An 18,130-nucleotide genomic window follows, 5' to 3' on the forward strand; every position below is an offset into this window, starting at 1 on the left:
CGCATTAGAAACTAATAGCCCCCTGCAGCCCACGGATGGCGGGGCCTCCGGCGGTTTTTGCAATATTTGGAGGCAAAATCCCTAGGACCCCATCTAGGTGCGCATGGGTCGGGATAACGGCGCTGAATTGGTCGAGAGACAGCCCTAAATCGCTAATGCGTTCCATCATGGCGGATAGGGCAGGGCCGGTGCCGGTTTCGATAAGGGCGCATTCCTCCCCATCTTGTATGATGTACGCGCAAGCGATACCAGGTGCAGCGTAGTCGGTGTCAATGCAAAAAATGTGGTCGGTGTAGCGCTGCGTATCCATGGTTTGTGTCATCTCCGGGGCCAATCGCAATGGCAACAAGACTATGTTTTCTCAGTGCGAAGGTCAAAATTCCCGCAAAAAATAGTCGGGTTGCGCGCTACCGCAGGTTAGAATCCAAGAAAACACAAAAATGAAGTCATTATGAGTCCCGTATTTAAGCGCCATTTTTGGCTAGCCGGTTTGCTGTTCAGTTCGTTGACTAGTTGCTTTGCAGGCGAGCACGCTCCGCCCGATTTTGCAGCTATCGAGAGTGTGCAAGCTCGTAAAACAGCGTTTTTTGATTATCTTCAGCCGATCGCTGCGAGGGTAAACACGAGCATTCTAGAAGATCGAAGCCGGCTTTTGGATATCGCAGAATCAAAAGACAGTATAGGTTGGTGGGATCGGCGTTTCTTGAACCGACTGGCAGAGCGCTACGATGTGGATCCGAGTGATAAGCAAACACTGTTGCGCCGCGTTGATGTCCTGCCCGTCAGTTTGTTGCTGGCACAAGCGGCCAACGAGAGCAACTGGGGGCGATCTCGTTTCGCGACTCAGGGCAAAGCTTTGTTTGGTCAATGGTGTTTCACGCCGGGTTGTGGCATGGTGCCCAAAGGCCGTCCTGCGGGGCAGACTTATGAGGTGCGCTCGTTCTCGACGTATCGGGACTCGGTAAAAGCATACGTACATAACCTAAATACCGGAGACGCCTACCGCGAGTTGCGCCTTATTCGAGAGCAAGAGCGCAAGCGATTGAGTAGCCCGGAAGGTGCAGAGTTGGCTGAAGGGTTGATTCGTTATTCGACGCGTGGTGAAGAGTATGTCAAAGAGATCCAGTCCATGATTCGGTTTAATAAGTTGGATCGTTTTGATGATGTAGCCTCAGCTTGCTCGCACACGGAAATGGATCATCGTTGTTAAAGACCCAACAAGAATATAAGGATGAACATGAGTCAGGTTGTCGATCGTTGGCATGCACTTGCCAAAAATCATACCAGCGAAGGTTTACACGAGATGTTGGCCGACGAGGTGGTGTTTCACTCGCCGGTCGTGCATTCACCCCAAGAGGGGCGTGCGATTACGCACGCGTACTTATCGGCTGCCTTTCACGTATTAATGAACGAGTCGTTTACTTATGTGCGTGAAATCATTGGGCCACATGATGCAATGCTTGAGTTTAAGCTTGAGCTCGAAGGGATTCATGTAAACGGTGTGGACATTATCCATTGGAATGACGATGGCAAGATCACCGACTTTAAAGTGATGGTGCGCCCACTCAAAGCCATCGATGTGGTGCGCAATCAAATGGCCGCAATGCTAGAGAGTATGGCCAAGGCGGGTTAAGCCGTCCTGGCCTGGGCGTTCCTACAGCTGCTCTTCAGCAAAAGCGGCTAGGCGCGAACGCACAATCCCGCCTATGGTCATAATACCGGCATGGGCGTAGGCCTTACTTTTTTCGACCAGGTAGGTCAGTCCCGAGCTGAGTGGCGATATGTATTTATTGTCGATTTGAGCAAGGTTGCCAAGCACGACAATTTTCGAATCGGATCCAACCCTCGAAATTATCGATTTTAACTGAAACTGGGTGAGTCCCTGTGCTTCGTCGATGATGATATAAGCATTATTGAACGAGCGTCCGCGCATAAAGTTTAAAGACTTAAACTGAATATTGGCGCGCTCTTTGACGTAGTCGATCGAACCGCTGGTGGATTCGTCTGCACCGTGCAGAATCTCGAGATTGTCGTCAAATGCGGCAAGCCAAGGTGCCATTTTCTCTTCTTCTGTCCCGGGTAAAAAGCCAATGTCCTCGGCGATGGGCGGCGTCGATCGGGCGACAATGAGTTTGCTGTATTTGCCGCCTTCAAGAATGGCATGCAGGCCGTAGGCCAGCGCAATTAGGGTTTTGCCTGAGCCTGCGGGTCCCGTGAGGACTGTCATGTCGATGTTGCTGTCGTCCAGCAAAGCCATGGCCATGGCTTGCTCCAGGTTGCGCGGAGTCAGTCCCCAAAATTGGCGGTTCATTAAATGATGACGATCTTCGACTCTCAGGTAGAGGTGCTCGCTGTCCATGCGCTTTACACAGGCAATGAACTCTTGATCGTCGTAAATGAATTGATTGGGGTAGGCCTCTGGTAATACCTCCCGAGGCACTCGATACAGCGTGGTATCGCCCTCACGTAGGGTCTCGACTTCAGCTACACCCGACCAAAAGTCACCTGTGATTCTTGTCCAGCCCCGCGCCAGTAAGTCAATGTCGTCGAGAACTTTATCGCGGCGGTAATCTTCCACGTGTAAAAGCCCCGAGCCTTTGGCTTTGATGCGCATGTTGATATCTTTGGTTACTAAGCAAACAAAGCTGTCTTCTGCGGCTGCTTGAAGGCGCAGGGCGACATTGATGATTCGGTTGTCGTTACTGTGTGCTTCTTTAACACTTAAAAATGGTACGTCGCTGTCATCGTCAATAATCTGATCGGCATAAACCGATAGATTGCCCAGGGGGTCTGACACCGACGATCCCGGAATTTCAACACCGGCTTGTAGCTCAGCCGGCGTGGCGCCCTCGACAATTTTCTCGATGAGGTTGATGGCAATTCGTGCCTCTCGACTGACTGTTTTATCGCGTCGATCCTTAATGTCGTCGAGTTCTTCCAAAACGGTCATGGGAATGACGACATGGTGTTCATTAAAAGCCGTAATGGCGTTGGGGTCATGAAGCAGGACGTTGGTGTCTAGGACGTAGGTTTTTTTGGGTGAAGAGGTCAAGGGGGTGGGTTCAACTCGAAGCTTGGGCGATACCGACATGCAGCGTTCCTTTTCAAGAAGATTCCGTTTCAGTCTCGGTGGGCTTATACGCGCTGTCAACAATAAAATCATGCTTTCGTTAATTTGCGTTAAAGCCTCGTATAATCACTGACAGACCGGTGTTTTTCCGTTATGCTTTTTCTTTTTTGTGAAAAGCTCTCCATGCTAGATAAAGATGCGTTGGCCAGCCTTAAAGGCCTAAAATCGCAGATGGAGGCGGAAAAAGAGCGAGTTGATGCAACCATCAAAGGCACTCAATCTCGCTACGGTTTTGCCGTACTGGATGATGGGCGTGAAATCTTTGTTCCGCCCGATGAAATGCTTAAAGTACTACCAGGTGACCGCGCGCGCGTGTGCGTTCATCCGGGCCGAGAAGGCAAGCCTGTCGCCGACATTGAAAAGCTCATCGAAAGTCCTATGGGCGAATTCGTTGGGACTTGCGTGACCAAAGGGAAAGCATTTTTCGTGCAACCCGATTTCGGCACTCTCACACGCTGGTTGTTTGTTCCGCCTCACGCCCGTAATGGCGCCAAGGCCGGCGATCACGTGCGATGCGCCATGTTGCGTCACCCCATTAAAGACGGTAAACCGCAAGCTAAAATTTTGCGAGTGTTGGGTAATCATTCGACACCCGGCATCGAAAATCAATACGCCGTAGCAAGCTTTGGTTTGGCTGACGAGTGGTCTCCAGCTTTACAAAAAGACGTTGAGGCAGCGGTTGAAGCGGGTATCATTCTTGAAGGTCGTGTCGATTTAACCGCTTTAGGTTTTGTCTCGATCGATGCCGCCAAAACGCAGGATATTGACGACGCCTTGTACGCTGAAACTACTGCTGATGGTTGGACTCTTTACGTCGCTATTGCTGACCCGGCAGATTATATTAAGCCTGGGTCTAGGCTTGACCAGGCTATTTGTGCGCGCGCGACCTCGGTGTATTTTCACGGTGATGTCATCCCAATGATGCCTGAACTATTGGCACAGCAAACGTGCGCATTAGTTGAGGGCGAGCCGCGCCCCGCGCTGGTATTAAAGGCGGATATCAACAACGACGGTGAAATTACCCAATTTAAGTTCATCGAGGCGATTATCAAGTCGCACGGCAAGTTAAGCTACTACGCGGTAGATCGCTACCTGTCGGGTAATAACGAAGACCCCGTGATGCACACTTCTGCCGTTGAAGCCTTATACCAGTTGTATCGAGTATTGCGTGAGCGTCGCTCTGTAAACGAGCTGGTCATGGAAGATCGCCAAGAGTTCCGCTGGGTGTTAAATGATCAGAAGCAGATCGAATCGATCGAGCCCAATGAAAAGCTAACTTCGCAAAAGCTTGTTGAAGAATGCATGGTCGTAGCCAATCGCTGTGCTGCGCGTTTCATGCTAGAGCAACAAAGCAGTGGTCCTTTTGTCGCTCATAGCGGTTTCAGAGCCGATCGATTGGACGAGGCCAAGCAGTTTTTCGAGCGGTTTGCGCCTGAGCTTCTGGAGGTTGACCCAACGACTGTTACGGGATACCGCCAGATAATGGCAACGCTCGCCAGCAGTGAGCATGAACTGCCTCTACGTCAAATGGTCAACCGTTTGCTGACGCGCGCTAGCCTTACGACGGCGGGTGGTGCCCACATGGGTATGGCTCTGCCGGCTTACACTAATTGCACATCGCCTTTACGCAAGTACGCCGATTTGTTGGTTCATCGACAGTTAAAAGCTTTGTTGCGAGACCAAGTGGATACGGGCATCGAACAGGGCGTGCTGGATGGCTTGAGTCAGAGCATTCAAACTGCGCGAGATGCCTGCATCTACGCAGAACGGTGGCTCGCGGCCAATTACCTGAAAAAGCTGACTGGATTTAAGCGACAGGTTCCCTTGGGCGCGGTCGTGGCGCAAATCAGTAGCAGTGGCTTTATTGCGCGCTTAACTGATTCAGGCCTTGAGGGGTTTGTCGATTTGCGCAAGGATCCTGAAAAGTTCAGCTTTGATAAATGGACGGCCAGTCTGACTTCAACGACGCGGCGCTTTCAGTTGGCCCAAGAAGTCGCGGTGTACTGTGTTGGCTTTGACCCTAAAACTCGGGTGATCAACTTTGAGCTGGTGCCGGATTGCGGCTTGAAAACGGCTGGCTAATTCGGTCTGTTACAGGATCTTCAGTTTAAAGCCGCTCTCGTAGCGGTTTTTCACCTTTTTGTGTTCCCCAAACTATTTGCACTTGCACCACCTCTACGTTAGTCTTTCTTTGGTAAGGCCACATGACCGCCTCGGTCGGGTGGTATGAGGTGTCAGCGCCTAGATTATCGTCGAGGTGATTTGCGCGAAATGTAGATGCAAGGATTTTAAGCCAAGCCCATCAGCTAGCACGCAATACAAAGCAGAAATTCTACTGGGTCTGAAGCGAGGAAGCTTATTGATGGGGGAGTTTTCGGGTATGATTGGAGCAAATGAACAGTGAATAGCTCTATGAAAATACAGTCGATTAAGCAAGAACGTTTGTACCTTCGAGTTGCCGATCAGTTAGCAGAAAAGGTTCGTAATGGAGAGATCAAAGAGGGTGAGCGCTTACCCTCCGAGCGAGATCTGGCATCGCTGTTTGGGGTAAGTCGTCCCACTATCCGCGAGGCGATGATTGCTCTCGAAATTGCCGATCTTGTTGAGATTCGCTCGGGTTCAGGAGTTTATGTAAAAAGACCGGAGCTAAACGACAAGTCTATGCCGGATGATGCGCCAGGCCCACTCGAACTTATCGAAGCACGTTATTTTATAGAAGGCGAGGCTGCAGCGCTTGCCGCTCAGCGGGCAAATGATACTGATTTAGCCCTCATTGCTGGTGCCCTAGACGATATGGCGGCAGAAAACGAAGCCTCCGATGCGCACGAGGATGCCGACGAGGCGTTTCACACCTTAATTGCAATGGCGACCAAAAACAGCGCGATGATCGCTATGATCGAGCGGCTGTGGGAGTGGCGCACGACAACGGCCATGAGCATGTTTTTTCATGAGCAGCAGCGCCAAAGTGGTATCCAGCCCTCGGTTGAAGATCACCGCCAAATCTATGAGGCCATTCGGCGTCGTGATGCTGACGCAGCACGTTCGGCAATGCATTCACACTTGGGTCGAGTGTTGTCTCAAATTGTCGACGGCGAGCTGGGCTCAGACGGCGCTTAAACAAAATTTCACAAAACGACTTGATTGGTCAGGCCACTTGACCGATAATGCTCAGCAATACAAATTCGTGCTATGGCAAGGAATAGGCGATGTTAGAAACGTGGCGATGGTTTGGTCCCTCTGATCCAGTGACGCTCAGTCAAATCCGGCAAGCCGGTGCAACCGGTATCGTATCTGCCTTGGATCATATCCCCACAGGCGAAGCTTGGCCTCTTGTCGACATTCTCGAACGCAAGACGATTATTGAAGAGGCAGGGCTCACCTGGTCGGTTGTGGAATCGGTACCCGTTCACAACAATATCAAATCACGCACCGCCGATTATGAGCGCATGATCGAAAACTACAAAGAATCGCTGCGTAATTTGGGCAAGGCCGGCGTGCGCACGGTGTGCTACAACTTTATGCCCGTGGTCGATTGGACTCGAACGAGTCTCTCGTACAAACTGCCCAATGGTAGCGTCGCGCTAAAATTTGAGATGACTGATTTTGCGGCCTATGATCGTTATGTGCTGGAGCGTTCGGGCGCCGAAACTTCTTACACTGCTGAGGTCTTAGCGAAGGCAGGGACACGCTTTACGCAAATGACCGAGCAAGATGTGCAAGCGCTAGAGACCAATATCATCGCAGGGCTACCCGGCGGCGAGGGCTCGTATGATCGTGCGGGTGTAAAAGCCGCGATAGAACGTTTTGCAGAATTTGATGATGAGACCTACCGCGGGCACTTGTTTGCTTTTCTTGATGAGGTTATCCCCGTTGCGGAAGAGGCTGGCGTGGTTATGGCGATTCACCCCGATGATCCACCGTTTTCGTTATTTGGTCTACCGCGCGTGATGTCTACCGCTGACGACGCGCGTAGGTTGACCGAGCACCTCCAAAGTCGTGCAAACGGTATTACGATGTGTGCTGGCAGCTTTGGTGCGCGGGCAGATGCGGATTTGGTCAGTTTGGTAAGGGCTTTCTCTGATCGGATTTACTTTGTGCATCTGCGCAACATTAAGAAAGAAGCGGACGGCTCGTTTATGGAGTCAGAGCACTTGGACGGTGACAACGATATTGTGGGTATAGTCGATGCGCTGCTCGATGAAGAAAACGCTCGTCGTGCACAATCAGAAAACTGGCTACCGATCCCAATGCGCCCTGATCACGGGCATACCATGGATGTCGACCAGCAGGCCAATACGACCCGCCCCGGCTATTCTTATGCTGGACGCATGCGTGGTCTGGCAGAGCTGCGAGGTGTCATTCATACCCTGTCTACTTTGAAGAAAATCGCGGTCTAACAATGTCTAGAACAGTGCCCGCGATTGTGCATATTGGTTTGGGCGCTTTTCACCGCGCTCATCAAGCGGTGTATTTGCAGTCGTACTTCGATCGAACGGGCGATGACTCGTGGCAACTTTGCGCCGCCAATATTCGCTCCAATCAGGCGATTGTCGATGCGCTTCACAGCGCCGATCACTGCTATCCGGTTGTGGCTTACGAGTCGGAAGATACGGCGACGCTGACGAACGTGCGGGTTATAAGCGATACCCTGTTTGCGGGAAGCGATAAGTCTGTTTTGGTGCAGCGATTAATCGACCCCGCAACACGCCTAGTGACATTAACGGTCACCGAAAAGGGTTATGGATTATTGTCGAATGGTGAGGCCTTGAACCAAGAGGATCCGGCGATTGCTGCTGACTGGCAGAGCCTGGACGCGCCTAAATCGGTCCCTGGATTACTGCTGACCGCCATACACACGCGAGTGGCTCAAGGGCTTGCTCCCTTCACTGTGTTATCTTGCGATAACCTGCCACACAATGGCAGGCGTATTCAGACCGCCGTGTGTTTGTTGGCACAGCGGCACTATCCAGAGCTGGTAGACAGTATTCAGGCCATGAGTTTTCCGTCGAGCATGGTCGACCGCATCGTGCCCGCGGTGACAGACGAGGCTATTGCGAAATCCGTGCGCTGGGTTGGTAGGCAAGATCCACTTGTTGTCGTGACCGAGCAATTTTCGCAATGGGTTGTCGAAGACAATTTTGGCAATGGTCGTCCTGATTGGGAGCTCGATGGCGTCACTATGGTTGACGATGTTGAACCCTATGAGACGATGAAGTTACGTCTGCTTAACGGAGCACACTCGCTCTTAGCGTACGCGGGACTCTTGCTTGGACACTTTACAGTCGACCAGGCGATCAACGACCCAGCCTTGCGTGCCCTGGTGCTAGCCTACTTTGGCGAAGCCCGCGTTACGGTTAGGGTTGCTGTCGATCTGGACGATTATTGCTGCGCTCTACTTAAGCGCTTTGCGAACAATAGTTTGCACCACCAGTTAGCTCAGATCGCGATGGATGGCTCGCAAAAAGTGCCACAGCGGTGGTTGCGCGGCGTCATTGATCGCAGACAGCAAGGCTTGGATTCACCGATTGCGGCCCTGGCTCTCGCGTGTTGGATGGCACATCTGCGCGGAACGGGTGTAGAGGGCGCGTCTTACCCGATTAATGACCCTTTGGCGGTCAGTTTGACGCAATGCGTCGACGATGAGCCCAGCGCTTATGTCGCTAAGCTCATGGCATTGGATGGCTTGGTGCCGCTAGCCTGCCGTGACGATGATCGCTTTATCGCTCAGCTGGTTGGGAGCCTTGCGCGTGTCAGTGATTGCGCGACGACGGAAGCGCTTAAAAAACTATTCGTTGACGCGACGCCTTAGCGTCACGTCAGCTTCGCTTTTTAGCCCCACTGTTTGATCAGTTGTTTACCTAAGGCCATCTGGTGGACTTGATCCGGGCCGTCTGCTTGGCGGCACCAGCGGGCATAATTGAACGCATCGGCTAAAAAGTAATCGGCGGTCAAACCGCCGGCACCATGCATTTGCATGCATTTATCCAATACGTTTTGAATAGTGCGTGGCACGCCCACTTTAGCGGCGGCTATCATATCGCGCGCATCTTTGGCGCCGACTTGGTCCATTTTGTGACAGGCTTTGAGCACCAGCAATCGCGATGTCTCGATGTCAATAAAACAATCCGCAATGTCTTCTCGAACTGATTGATGCTCGGCAAGCTGTTTGCCGAAAGTTTTCCGCTGCGTTACGCGTTGGCAGGTAATCTCGAGCGCGCGTTGAGCTGCACCGATTAAACGCATGCAGTGGTGCATGCGCCCGGGGCCTAGGCGCCCTTGTGAGATCTCAAAGCCTCGTCCTTCTCCAAGAAGAATGTTGTCTTTGGGTACGCGGCAGTTTTCGAAGCGAAGTTCAGCGTGACCGTGGGGGGCGTCGTCGTAACCCAAAGTTGTCAGTGGTCGGATAATATGGAGGCCAGGCGTGCCTTTGGGGACCAATACCTGAGACTGTTGCAGGTGGCGCGATGGATTGTTTGGGTCGGATTTTCCCATCACGATAAAAATTTCGGTCTTTTCGTACATCGCGCCGGTAATAAACCACTTGCGCCCATTGAGTACCCACTCATCCCCGTCTACCTCGATAGAGAGTTCGACGTTAGTGGCGTCACTTGACGCCACCTGAGGTTCGGTCATGGCGTAGGCAGAGCGTATCTCGCCTGCAAGTAAAGGCGTCAGCCAACGATCCCGTTGCGTTTTGGTGCCATATTTCATGAACACTTCCATATTGCCGGTGTCGGGTGCGTTACAGTTGAAAACTTCAGCACTCCATGCGACTCGTCCCATCATCTCAGCCAATGGTGCGTAATCGAAGTTGCTCAGTCCACCAAAGTCGGTGTATTCGCCATGTGAGGGCGGGACAAACAGATTCCACAGGCCCTGTTCTTTGGCTTTTTGCTTCAGTTCTTCAACGATGGGCACCGGTGCGAAGCGGTTGTCTGCAGTGGCGAGTTGATGTTCGAAAGTGGTCTCATTCGGATAGATATACTGGTCCATAAACTGCAGTAATTGGGTCTGAAATGCCTGGGATTGTTCGCTGAACTGGTACATGATTTTCTCCTCGTGGTGGCAGCACCATATGTCGAGACATTGGATTTGTACAACCGTATTTTGGTTTAGCCTTGCGTTGACTTGCGGTAGGTCAAAGGTGATACACCGATGGTGCGTTTAAACAATCGAGAAAAATACAGCGGGTCGTTGTAGCCCAACGCAGCTGCTATGGCCTTTACGCTAAGAGTGCTGGCATCGAGCAATTCACAGGCGTATTCCATTTTCATGTTCAAAAAGTGCTGAATAGGCGGGTAGCCCGTCAGGCGTTTGTAACGGTTAGAAAAATGGAATTTTGATAAAAAAGTGGCTTGTGCGAGCTCATCTAAACTAATGTGGCTATTCAGATGCTCGCGCATCAGCTGTTGTGTCGCCTCTAGGTCCAAGCCTTTCGGTGCAACTTGTTGATAGCGCGTTTGGCCAAGCTCTGTCAGCAGCAGTTTGAGTCTATTGGCTAGAGTTAAAAACGCGCTCAGGTCGTAGCCGGTTCTGGCGACGTCGAGCAAGCCTTGAAAAGCCGAGCGTAGCTGGGGGTGGTTGCCGACGTGGGTCACTCGGTAGTCTGCGTGTTGGAGCAGATAGTCGGTAAAGTCTTGCGCTTTGTTGCCTAAATAGTGAACCCAAAAGATGGTCCAAGGTGTGTTTCTTAGCGCCCTGTAGCTGTGTGCTTGCCCTTTTGGGAGTACGATGATATCGCCGGCCTCGATATCGTGTTGGTTTTGCTTGGTGGTGAGTTTCCCGCGGCCATCAACGCAATATATGATCAGGTAATCGTCATGGATTGCGCGTTGCATACGGTGGCCCTTGGCTCTAGGGTAGTAGCCCAGAGCAGTGGGGTATAGGTCTTCACTCAGCGCATGTGCTTGCATGCGCTCTAACATAAACGCTGGGCTGACGATGCGGCTGCCTTTGGGAGGCAACGGCCATTGCGATGGTAAACTCATGCCAATAGGTTATTCGATAAGAGCAATATAGTCCATGTGTTTCCCAAGATCGGTAATATCGGGTCGTCAAACCTCGTGTTAGCTTAGCGTTTGTCACGTTTATTAGAGTAAATATTATGAAGCGCGTTCCTTTGTTTATTAACGGCGAGTTCGTTCAAAGTTCGTCTCAGCAGGTCATGCCCGTTATCAATCCTGCGAACCAGCAGGTCTTAGCTGAAGTGCCAATGGCGACTGCGACCGAGGTGGATTTGGCGGTGGCGTCGGCCAAAGCGGCGTTTGAGACCTGGCGTTTGGTGCCGGTGGCAGAGCGTGCGCGCGTTATGATGCGCTATCAAGCCCTGTTAAAAGAACATCATGACGAGCTGGGTGAAATTCTAGCAAATGACACTGGCAAAACGTTTGAAGACGCCAAAGGTGATGTGTGGCGTGGAATCGAGGTAGTCGAGCAAGCGGCTAACGTACCCTCGAACATGATGGGTGAAACGGTTGCTAACGTCGCTGGCGGAATCGACACCTACAGTTATATTCAACCTTTGGGCGTGGTGGCAGGTATTACGCCGTTTAATTTTCCAGCTATGATTCCACTGTGGATGTACCCCCTAGCGATTGCTTGCGGTAATACCTTTGTTTTAAAGCCGTCTGAACAAGTGCCCCTAACCCCCATCCGTTTGATCGAATTATTCATCGAGGCTGGCGCACCCAAAGGTGTGTTAAACATGGTTCACGGTGGCGCGGAGCAGGTCGATCAACTATTGACGCATCCTGATGTTGAAGCCGTGTCGTTTGTTGGGTCGACGCGTGTGGGTGAGTACATTTATAAAACCGCCACCGCTGCAGGCAAACGGGCCCAGTGTATGATGGGCGCTAAAAACCATATGGTGATTATGCCCGATGCTGATCGCAATTCTACTTTGAATGCTTTGGTGGGCGCTTCGGTGGGTGCAGCGGGTCAGCGCTGTATGGCTATTTCGGTGGCTGTATTCGTCGGTGATTCGTACGAGTGGGTCGAGGAGTTGAAAGAGCGTATGAGTAAAGCTCGACCCGGTGTCTGGAATGATGCGGGCGCCAGCTACGGCCCTATCATTTCAAAAGCGGCACATCAGCGAGTACTTGGCCTCATTGAAAAAGGTGTCGAGCAGGGCGCGCGCTGTTTGCTCGATGGTCGCAATGTGCAAGTTGAAGATTACCCCGATGGCAACTGGGTGGGTCCCACCCTGTTTGCGGACGTCACGACGGACATGGCGATCTACCAAGAGGAGATCTTTGGTCCTGTATTGTGCTGCATGCGGGTCGATACCTTAGATGAGGCCATTGGTTTAATTAACCGCTGTCAGGTCGGTAACGGCACTTCTATCTTCACCGCCAGCGGTGGTGCGGCCAGACACTATCAAAGCGAGATCAAGGTGGGTCAAGTCGGTATTAATATCCCGATTCCGGTGCCGCTTCCCTTTTTCTCGTTCACAGGATGGCGTGGTTCCTTCCGGGGTGATTTGCACGCCTATGGCAAACAGGCGGTACGTTTCTACACCGAAACGAAAACCATTACCGCAAAGTGGACGCATACCGAGGCGACCACCGGTACGCAACCTAATATGAGTATTAACTTGCGCTAGAACGAGGCACTGCTATGGACTTTTCCCTGAGCGATGAACAGCAAGCGTATGTCGATAGTGCCAGGGCATTTGCCCAAGCAGAGATGGCGCCACATGCGGCTCGGTGGGACGCCGAGTCCATTTTTCCGGTAGACGTTCTGCGCCTAGCCGGCGAGATGGGCTTCATGGGTATGTACACCCCAGAGTCTGCCGGTGGCTTGGGCATGTCGCGTTTAGATGCCAGTTTGATTGTCGAAGAGCTCGCTCGGGGGTGCACGACCACGGCAGCCTTTTTGACCATTCACAATATGGCCACGAGCATGATTGGTAAGTACGCCAATCCCGAGATCATTGAGCAATGGTGCCCTGAACTGGTTATGGGTACCAAGCTGGCATCGTACTGTTTGACTGAACCTGGCGCGGGGTCTGACGCTGCCTCACTGCGCAGCAGTGCCGTGCGTGACGGCGACCATTACGTCGTGAACGGCGCGAAAGTGTTTATCTCAGGAGCTGGGTCAACAGACGTGTTGGTTGCGATGCTTAGGACCGGTGACGCGGGTGCAAAGGGTGTGTCGGCCTTCTTGATTCCCGCCGATGCTGAGGGCATCAGCTACGGTAAAAAAGAGGAAAAAATGGGCTGGAATGCTCAGCCTACGCGCATGATCAGCTTCGATAATGTTCGTGTACCGGTAGCGAATCGTCTTGGCAAGGAAGGGCAAGGGTTCGCTATTGCCATGGAGGGTTTAGATGGTGGCCGAATCAATATAGCCACCTGCTCGGTCGGGACTGCACAGCAGGCTTTGGTCGAAGCCACGGCCTACGTGCAGGAGCGGCAACAGTTCAATCAAAGTATCGCGGAATTCCAGGCAACACAGTTTCGCTTGGCAGATCTGCAAACCGAGCTCGTCGCGGCTCGGACTATGGTTCGTTTAGCGGCTTTTAAATTGGACGCAAACGATCCGCAAGCCACCACCTACTGCGCTATGGCTAAGCGTTTCGCGACCGATGCGGGTTTTGATGTGTGCAACCAGGCTCTGCAGCTGTTCGGTGGTTATGGGTATATTCGTGAATATCCTATGGAGCGCTTTGTGCGCGACACTCGCGTGCATCAGATACTGGAAGGCACAAACGAAGTGATGCGGGTTATTATTGCCCGACGAATGTTAATGGAAGGCGCCTTGGAGGTCATAAAATGAGTATAAGCCCATCAGAAAAAGTGAAAGTCGAAATCGACGGGCACACGGCCCTGATTACCATCGATAATCCGGCCGCGAATACCTGGGATGTTGAGAGTTTGCCTGCTCTGCGTGACGTGGTTGCGGCTCTAAATGCGGATCGTTCCATTTTTGCGCTGGTGATTACGGGCGCCGGTGAAAAGTTTTTTTCGGCAGGTGCGGATCTAAAATTATTTGCCGATGGCGACCCAGCCAACGCTGAGACCATGGGGCGTCTATTTGGCGAAGCCTTCGAGGCGTTGGCGGATTTCCGTGGCGTGTCGATTGCGGCCATCAATGGCTTTGCGATGGGCGGGGGGCTTGAGGTAGCGCTAGCCTGCGATATTCGCATTGCCGAGCAACAAGCGAAAATGGCACTACCTGAGGCGCGCGTGGGTCTATTGCCTTGCGCCGGTGGTACGCAACGTTTGGCCTGGCTGGTGGGCGAAGGTTGGGCTAAGCGCATGATTTTATGCAACGAGCGGATCGATGCAGCGACGGCCGAGCGCATTGGTTTGGTCGAGCAAGTGGTAGAGACTGGTCAGGCCTTTGACGTCGCCAAGCAATTGGCAGCTCAGGCCGCACAGCAAAGCCCGATTTCGGTCGCTATGTGCAAAGAGCTTATCCACTCGGCGCGAGATAAAGCAATAGCCGATGGTTTAGTGGGCGAGCGCGAAAAGTTCACCGCACTATTTTCCACTGAAGATCAGCGCGAGGGCGTTAACGCCTTTTTAGAAAAGCGCGAGCCCGTATGGAAGAACGCGTGATGGCAGTGATCGTTGCGGAACATGAATGTGCACAAGGGCTATTGGGGCACTTAACGCTCGACGTGCCGAAGACGCTGAACTCGTTAACGCTTGATATGGTCGATGCACTGCAAGCCGCGTTGGATGACTGGCGCGACCGAGATGACATCGCGGCCATTCTGATTGATGGCGCTGGCGAAAAAGCGTTTTGTGCGGGTGGAGATGTTCAAGCTTTGCGCGAGTCTTCTATGGGCACCCCCGGTGGCCCCTGTGAGTACGCAGAGACTTTTTTTACGCGTGAATATCGCATGAACTATACCCTGCATACCTACCCTAAACCCATTATTTGCTGGGGTAGTGGTATCGTGATGGGCGGCGGCTTGGGCATTCTTGCCGGCTGTAGCTTGCGTATTGTGACCGAAACAACCCGCATTGCTATGCCAGAAGTCACCATTGCCTTGTTCCCCGATGTTGGCGGTAGTTGGTTCTTAAATCATATGCCGGGGCGTACGGGCTTATTCTTGGGTATCACTGGTGCATCCATTAATGCGGGCGATGCCTTGTACACAGGGCTGGCCAATCGTTTTATGAGTAGTGGTCAATACCAAACCTTAATTGGAGACCTGACGGCCGTTAAGTGGTCTACGGATGCCCAACAAAACGGTGATTATGCGCGTTCGGTCGTTGCTGCATTAGCGGGTTGCGCGGATGCTGAACCACCAGAATCAGCAGTGGCAACGCACCGAGCCCTGATCGATGATTTGTGCGACGCCGATCAGATCCTAACGGTATTCGACCGCATTAAAGCGCATGTTGATTCCGATGATCGCTGGTTAGCAAAAGCGGCTCAAGGCTTGGCGCACGGTTCGCCCTTAGCAGCTTTGTGGATTGCGCGCCAGCTGCACGAAACGCGTCACGCGTCTCTGGCTGAAGTGTTCCAAGCCGAAATTCAGCTGGGTACCAATATTATGCGCCACCCCGAATTTGCGGAGGGTGTCAGAGCTTTATTGGTCGATAAGGATCGTCAGCCCAAGTGGCAATTTAAAACGCCCGAAGAGGTCCCCGCGGCCTTGCTGGACTCATTTTTTCAAGCGCCATGGGAGCAAAACCCCTTGGCTGATTTAGCGTAGTAGGAAACAAGTATGGCGAGTGTTGCGTTTATTGGTCTGGGTAATATGGGCGGTCCTATGGCTGCCAACCTGATTAAAGCCGGACATCAGGTGTGTGTTTTTGATTTGTCAGATGCTGCGTGCCAGGCCTTAGAGGCCCAAGGAGCGGCGCGAGCGAACTCAGCCTTAGACGCAGCGAAAGGGGTGGATTATGTGATTAGCATGTTGCCTGCGGGCAAGCATGTTGCAGCGGTCTACTTGGGCGAGGGCGGCTTGCTCGCCAATATCGACCCATCTACCGTAGCGTTAGATTGTTCCACCATTGATGCCGTCACGGCGCGTCAGGTGGGTGAGGCCGCTGCCGAGCTGGGTATCGGCTTTATGGATACCCCAGTGTCGGGTGGTGTGGCTGCGGCGGCAGCTGGAACTTTAGCCTTTATGTGTGGCGGCCCAGAGGCGGTATTCCCCAAAGCCAAGGCCATTCTTGAGGGCATGGGTAGTAAAATTTTCCATGCCGGTCCTGCCGGTGCAGGCCAAGTGGCTAAAGGCTGCAATAACATGCTGTTGGCGGTGCATATGATTGGTACTTGCGAGGCTCTAGAGATGGGGGCCCGAAATGGTCTAGACCCCAAAGTACTGTCTGAAATCATGTTGGCGAGTTCGGGCCGAAACTGGTCTCTTGAAGTCTACAACCCGTATCCTGATGTCATGCCGACTGCGCCTGCAAGTAATGGCTACAAGCCCGGTTTTATGGTGGACTTGATGGTTAAAGATTTGGGCCTTGCGGCTCAAATTGCCGAACAATCGGGTGTCGATAACCTCATGGGTAAGCTGGCGCAGTCTTTATACGAGCAGCATCAAGCTCAGGGTAATGGCACTCGCGACTTTTCCAGTATTCTCGAACGCTTACATCAAGATTAACGCCCTCGCTACCAGTGCCGTGGTATGTTAACTCGCCGCGGCGCTCATATCTTCACGTTACGGCATTTTAGCGCTAAGACACATCATTTTGTCGCTTGGTGTTTACCGTTGGTCGTGCGCAAGCTAGGTTATGGTTTGTGCTGGCGCTATGCTTGCGCTTAACAACTTACAGGAGAGCGTTGTGCGTAATTTATTGGCTGTGGCGATGGTGCTAAGTTTAACCGCGTGTTTTGACGTCGAGCAACGTTTGGTCGTGGCGGGAGATACGGCGACTTATGACGCTTTGGTGGTGGTCAAGTCGGACACTTTAGAAACCCTTGAGGATTGGAGCGAAGACGATCATTGCGATATTCAAGTCGATGAGTTGGATAACGAGTTACCCGACGGAGTGGAAAAGCGCGTAACGCAGCGTGTCGATGAAGCAGGGTTACATTGCGGTGTTACCTACGAAGGGCCAATAAGCGCTATGCGTCAACTGACCTTAACTAAGACCGGTGAAGGTAAGAGTCAATTATTTGCGATGCGCGAATTGAGTCCCGATTATTTTCGGATTGAGTCTCGTTATGATGACCAAGTTGAGGTTGATGATGGCGCCATGGCTCGAGTCGCACGAAATCTGCTGGCGCGCATGTTCAACGATACTCACTTATCTTGGTACCTCGAGGCCCCCGCGATTATTGCCAGCAATGGCGAAATTGCCGAGGATGGTAAAAGCGTGCGCTGGAAAACATCTCTAAGCGACATCATTAAAGGCGATGCCGAACGCGTGTTTTACGTCGAGTTTTCAACGCACCCGACGGGCGCAATCGAAATTTAACCGACAAGCATCCTATGATTCCTCATTCCGACGCGGCCGAGCGCAATAAACACGCCATTTTAGACGTACTAAAGGGTTATCTTACGCCCGGCGCACAAGTCCTGGAGATCGGCTGCGGCACGGGGCAGCATGCCGAGTATTTTGCGCGTAGCTTGCCAGATGTTACTTGGATACCCTCCGATAGACCTGAGTCGTTACCCTTGTCGGAAGAGCGTTTGCAGCAGGCTCAATTGCCCAACCTTGTGTTGCCTGTTAGAGCCATTGATGTGTCGCGTTTGCAGTGGCCTGTGGGTCCTGTAAGCGCCGTTTTTACCGCCAACACTTTGCATATTATGTCGTGGGATGAAGTCGAGTCCTTATTTTTTCGGGTGTCGCGAGTCTTGCTCAGGGGCGGCATGTTCTTGACCTACGGCCCATTTAATGAGGCGGGTGCCTTTACAAGCGCCAGTAACGAAGCCTTTGACCAGAGCCTGCGTGCGCGCAAACCAAGTATGGGTATTCGCGATGTCGATGACCTGCAGGCGCTGGCACAGTCCTGCGGCCTAGTACTTCAGGCAAAGCACAACATGCCTGCGAATAACCAAATCCTGGTGTGGGTGCACGCCGACTAGCG

Annotated in this window: 17 protein-coding genes; 13 read left to right on the forward strand and 4 right to left on the reverse strand. The window is 52.4% G+C overall.

What is annotated here, in order from left to right:
- Positions 1-4: 4 nt before the first annotated feature.
- The gene (locus EYZ66_RS01440; protein WP_160195564.1) at positions 5-322 is read right to left on the reverse strand and encodes an MBL fold metallo-hydrolase; all 318 of its coding nucleotides are present in this window, start codon (positions 320-322) and stop codon (positions 5-7) included.
- 129 nt (positions 323-451) lie between these two features.
- On the opposite strand from EYZ66_RS01440, the gene EYZ66_RS01445 reads away from it, so the two are divergent.
- A complete protein-coding gene (locus EYZ66_RS01445) occupies positions 452-1,210 on the forward strand; it encodes a glucosaminidase domain-containing protein (protein WP_009575871.1) in 759 nt (252 codons plus the stop codon).
- A gap of 27 nt (positions 1,211-1,237) precedes the next feature.
- Entirely contained in the window at positions 1,238-1,633 is a 396-nt protein-coding gene (locus tag EYZ66_RS01450; RefSeq protein WP_139042576.1) for a nuclear transport factor 2 family protein, read from the forward strand.
- A gap of 21 nt (positions 1,634-1,654) precedes the next feature.
- Here EYZ66_RS01450 and EYZ66_RS01455 read toward each other — a convergent pair whose 3' ends face one another.
- Complete coding sequence (locus tag EYZ66_RS01455) at positions 1,655-3,091, reverse strand: PhoH family protein (RefSeq protein ID WP_009575869.1); 1,437 nt, start codon at positions 3,089-3,091, stop codon at positions 1,655-1,657.
- A gap of 162 nt (positions 3,092-3,253) precedes the next feature.
- On the opposite strand from EYZ66_RS01455, the gene EYZ66_RS01460 reads away from it, so the two are divergent.
- The 4 genes from EYZ66_RS01460 (at position 3,254) to EYZ66_RS01475 (ending at position 8,939) form a co-directional block, all read left to right on the forward strand.
- Positions 3,254-5,212 carry a ribonuclease R family protein gene (locus EYZ66_RS01460; RefSeq protein ID WP_009575868.1) on the forward strand — a complete coding sequence of 653 codons (1,959 nt, stop codon included), beginning with the start codon at positions 3,254-3,256 and terminating at the stop codon, positions 5,210-5,212.
- A 330-nt stretch (positions 5,213-5,542) separates the two neighbouring features.
- Positions 5,543-6,247: a FadR/GntR family transcriptional regulator gene (locus EYZ66_RS01465; RefSeq protein ID WP_050793412.1), complete on the forward strand. Its 705-nt coding sequence runs from the start codon at positions 5,543-5,545 to the stop codon at positions 6,245-6,247.
- Positions 6,248-6,336: 89 nt separating this feature from the next.
- On the forward strand, positions 6,337-7,527 hold the full coding sequence (gene uxuA / locus EYZ66_RS01470; protein ID WP_009575866.1) for a mannonate dehydratase: 1,191 nt from the start codon (positions 6,337-6,339) through the stop codon (positions 7,525-7,527).
- Between the two features lie 2 nt (positions 7,528-7,529).
- Positions 7,530-8,939: a mannitol dehydrogenase family protein gene (locus EYZ66_RS01475; protein WP_009575865.1), complete on the forward strand. Its 1,410-nt coding sequence runs from the start codon at positions 7,530-7,532 to the stop codon at positions 8,937-8,939.
- Positions 8,940-8,959: 20 nt separating this feature from the next.
- On the opposite strand, the gene EYZ66_RS01480 is transcribed toward EYZ66_RS01475, so the two are convergent.
- Both EYZ66_RS01480 and EYZ66_RS01485 read right to left on the reverse strand, forming a co-directional pair.
- Entirely contained in the window at positions 8,960-10,177 is a 1,218-nt protein-coding gene (locus EYZ66_RS01480) for an acyl-CoA dehydrogenase family protein (protein WP_160195565.1), read from the reverse strand.
- A 65-nt stretch (positions 10,178-10,242) separates the two neighbouring features.
- Positions 10,243-11,118, reverse strand: coding sequence for an AraC family transcriptional regulator (locus tag EYZ66_RS01485; RefSeq protein WP_040817474.1), 876 nt, complete (start codon positions 11,116-11,118; stop codon positions 10,243-10,245).
- A 116-nt stretch (positions 11,119-11,234) separates the two neighbouring features.
- On the opposite strand from EYZ66_RS01485, the gene EYZ66_RS01490 reads away from it, so the two are divergent.
- The 7 genes from EYZ66_RS01490 to EYZ66_RS01520 all read left to right on the forward strand — a co-directional run bounded on the left by EYZ66_RS01490 (position 11,235) and on the right by EYZ66_RS01520 (position 18,128).
- Positions 11,235-12,731 (forward strand): CoA-acylating methylmalonate-semialdehyde dehydrogenase, encoded by a 1,497-nt coding sequence (locus EYZ66_RS01490; RefSeq protein ID WP_009576935.1) that lies wholly within the window; start codon positions 11,235-11,237, stop codon positions 12,729-12,731.
- Positions 12,732-12,745: 14 nt separating this feature from the next.
- Positions 12,746-13,906: an acyl-CoA dehydrogenase family protein gene (locus EYZ66_RS01495; protein WP_009576934.1), complete on the forward strand. Its 1,161-nt coding sequence runs from the start codon at positions 12,746-12,748 to the stop codon at positions 13,904-13,906.
- A complete protein-coding gene (locus EYZ66_RS01500) occupies positions 13,903-14,691 on the forward strand; it encodes an enoyl-CoA hydratase (protein WP_009576933.1) in 789 nt (262 codons plus the stop codon). The genes EYZ66_RS01495 and EYZ66_RS01500 overlap by 4 nt, the downstream gene beginning before the upstream one ends.
- Positions 14,676-15,800 carry an enoyl-CoA hydratase/isomerase family protein gene (locus EYZ66_RS01505; RefSeq protein WP_040817471.1) on the forward strand — a complete coding sequence of 375 codons (1,125 nt, stop codon included), beginning with the start codon at positions 14,676-14,678 and terminating at the stop codon, positions 15,798-15,800. Before EYZ66_RS01500 ends, EYZ66_RS01505 begins: the two co-directional genes overlap by 16 nt.
- A gap of 12 nt (positions 15,801-15,812) precedes the next feature.
- Positions 15,813-16,700 (forward strand): 3-hydroxyisobutyrate dehydrogenase, encoded by an 888-nt coding sequence (mmsB, locus tag EYZ66_RS01510; RefSeq protein ID WP_009576931.1) that lies wholly within the window; start codon positions 15,813-15,815, stop codon positions 16,698-16,700.
- Positions 16,701-16,881: 181 nt separating this feature from the next.
- Positions 16,882-17,517 (forward strand): hypothetical protein, encoded by a 636-nt coding sequence (locus EYZ66_RS01515; protein ID WP_009576930.1) that lies wholly within the window; start codon positions 16,882-16,884, stop codon positions 17,515-17,517.
- A 14-nt stretch (positions 17,518-17,531) separates the two neighbouring features.
- Positions 17,532-18,128, forward strand: a complete 597-nt coding sequence (locus tag EYZ66_RS01520; protein WP_009576929.1) for a DUF938 domain-containing protein — start codon at positions 17,532-17,534, stop codon at positions 18,126-18,128.
- Positions 18,129-18,130 lie beyond the last annotated feature (2 nt).

Origin of the sequence: Aequoribacter fuscus, from assembly GCF_009910365.1 — a bacterium.
GTDB lineage: Bacteria > Pseudomonadota > Gammaproteobacteria > Pseudomonadales > Halieaceae > Aequoribacter > Aequoribacter fuscus.

Coding starts and splice junctions, on each gene's coding strand:
- EYZ66_RS01440 (WP_160195564.1), bottom strand. CDS start 322: ATGACACAAACCATGGATACGCAGCGCTACACCGACCACATTTTTTGC.
- EYZ66_RS01445 (WP_009575871.1), top strand. CDS start 452: ATGAGTCCCGTATTTAAGCGCCATTTTTGGCTAGCCGGTTTGCTGTTC.
- EYZ66_RS01450 (WP_139042576.1), top strand. CDS start 1,238: ATGAGTCAGGTTGTCGATCGTTGGCATGCACTTGCCAAAAATCATACC.
- EYZ66_RS01455 (WP_009575869.1), bottom strand. CDS start 3,091: ATGTCGGTATCGCCCAAGCTTCGAGTTGAACCCACCCCCTTGACCTCT.
- EYZ66_RS01460 (WP_009575868.1), top strand. CDS start 3,254: ATGCTAGATAAAGATGCGTTGGCCAGCCTTAAAGGCCTAAAATCGCAG.
- EYZ66_RS01465 (WP_050793412.1), top strand. CDS start 5,543: ATGAAAATACAGTCGATTAAGCAAGAACGTTTGTACCTTCGAGTTGCC.
- uxuA (WP_009575866.1), top strand. CDS start 6,337: ATGTTAGAAACGTGGCGATGGTTTGGTCCCTCTGATCCAGTGACGCTC.
- EYZ66_RS01475 (WP_009575865.1), top strand. CDS start 7,530: ATGTCTAGAACAGTGCCCGCGATTGTGCATATTGGTTTGGGCGCTTTT.
- EYZ66_RS01480 (WP_160195565.1), bottom strand. CDS start 10,177: ATGTACCAGTTCAGCGAACAATCCCAGGCATTTCAGACCCAATTACTG.
- EYZ66_RS01485 (WP_040817474.1), bottom strand. CDS start 11,118: ATGAGTTTACCATCGCAATGGCCGTTGCCTCCCAAAGGCAGCCGCATC.
- EYZ66_RS01490 (WP_009576935.1), top strand. CDS start 11,235: ATGAAGCGCGTTCCTTTGTTTATTAACGGCGAGTTCGTTCAAAGTTCG.
- EYZ66_RS01495 (WP_009576934.1), top strand. CDS start 12,746: ATGGACTTTTCCCTGAGCGATGAACAGCAAGCGTATGTCGATAGTGCC.
- EYZ66_RS01500 (WP_009576933.1), top strand. CDS start 13,903: ATGAGTATAAGCCCATCAGAAAAAGTGAAAGTCGAAATCGACGGGCAC.
- EYZ66_RS01505 (WP_040817471.1), top strand. CDS start 14,676: ATGGAAGAACGCGTGATGGCAGTGATCGTTGCGGAACATGAATGTGCA.
- mmsB (WP_009576931.1), top strand. CDS start 15,813: ATGGCGAGTGTTGCGTTTATTGGTCTGGGTAATATGGGCGGTCCTATG.
- EYZ66_RS01520 (WP_009576929.1), top strand. CDS start 17,532: ATGATTCCTCATTCCGACGCGGCCGAGCGCAATAAACACGCCATTTTA.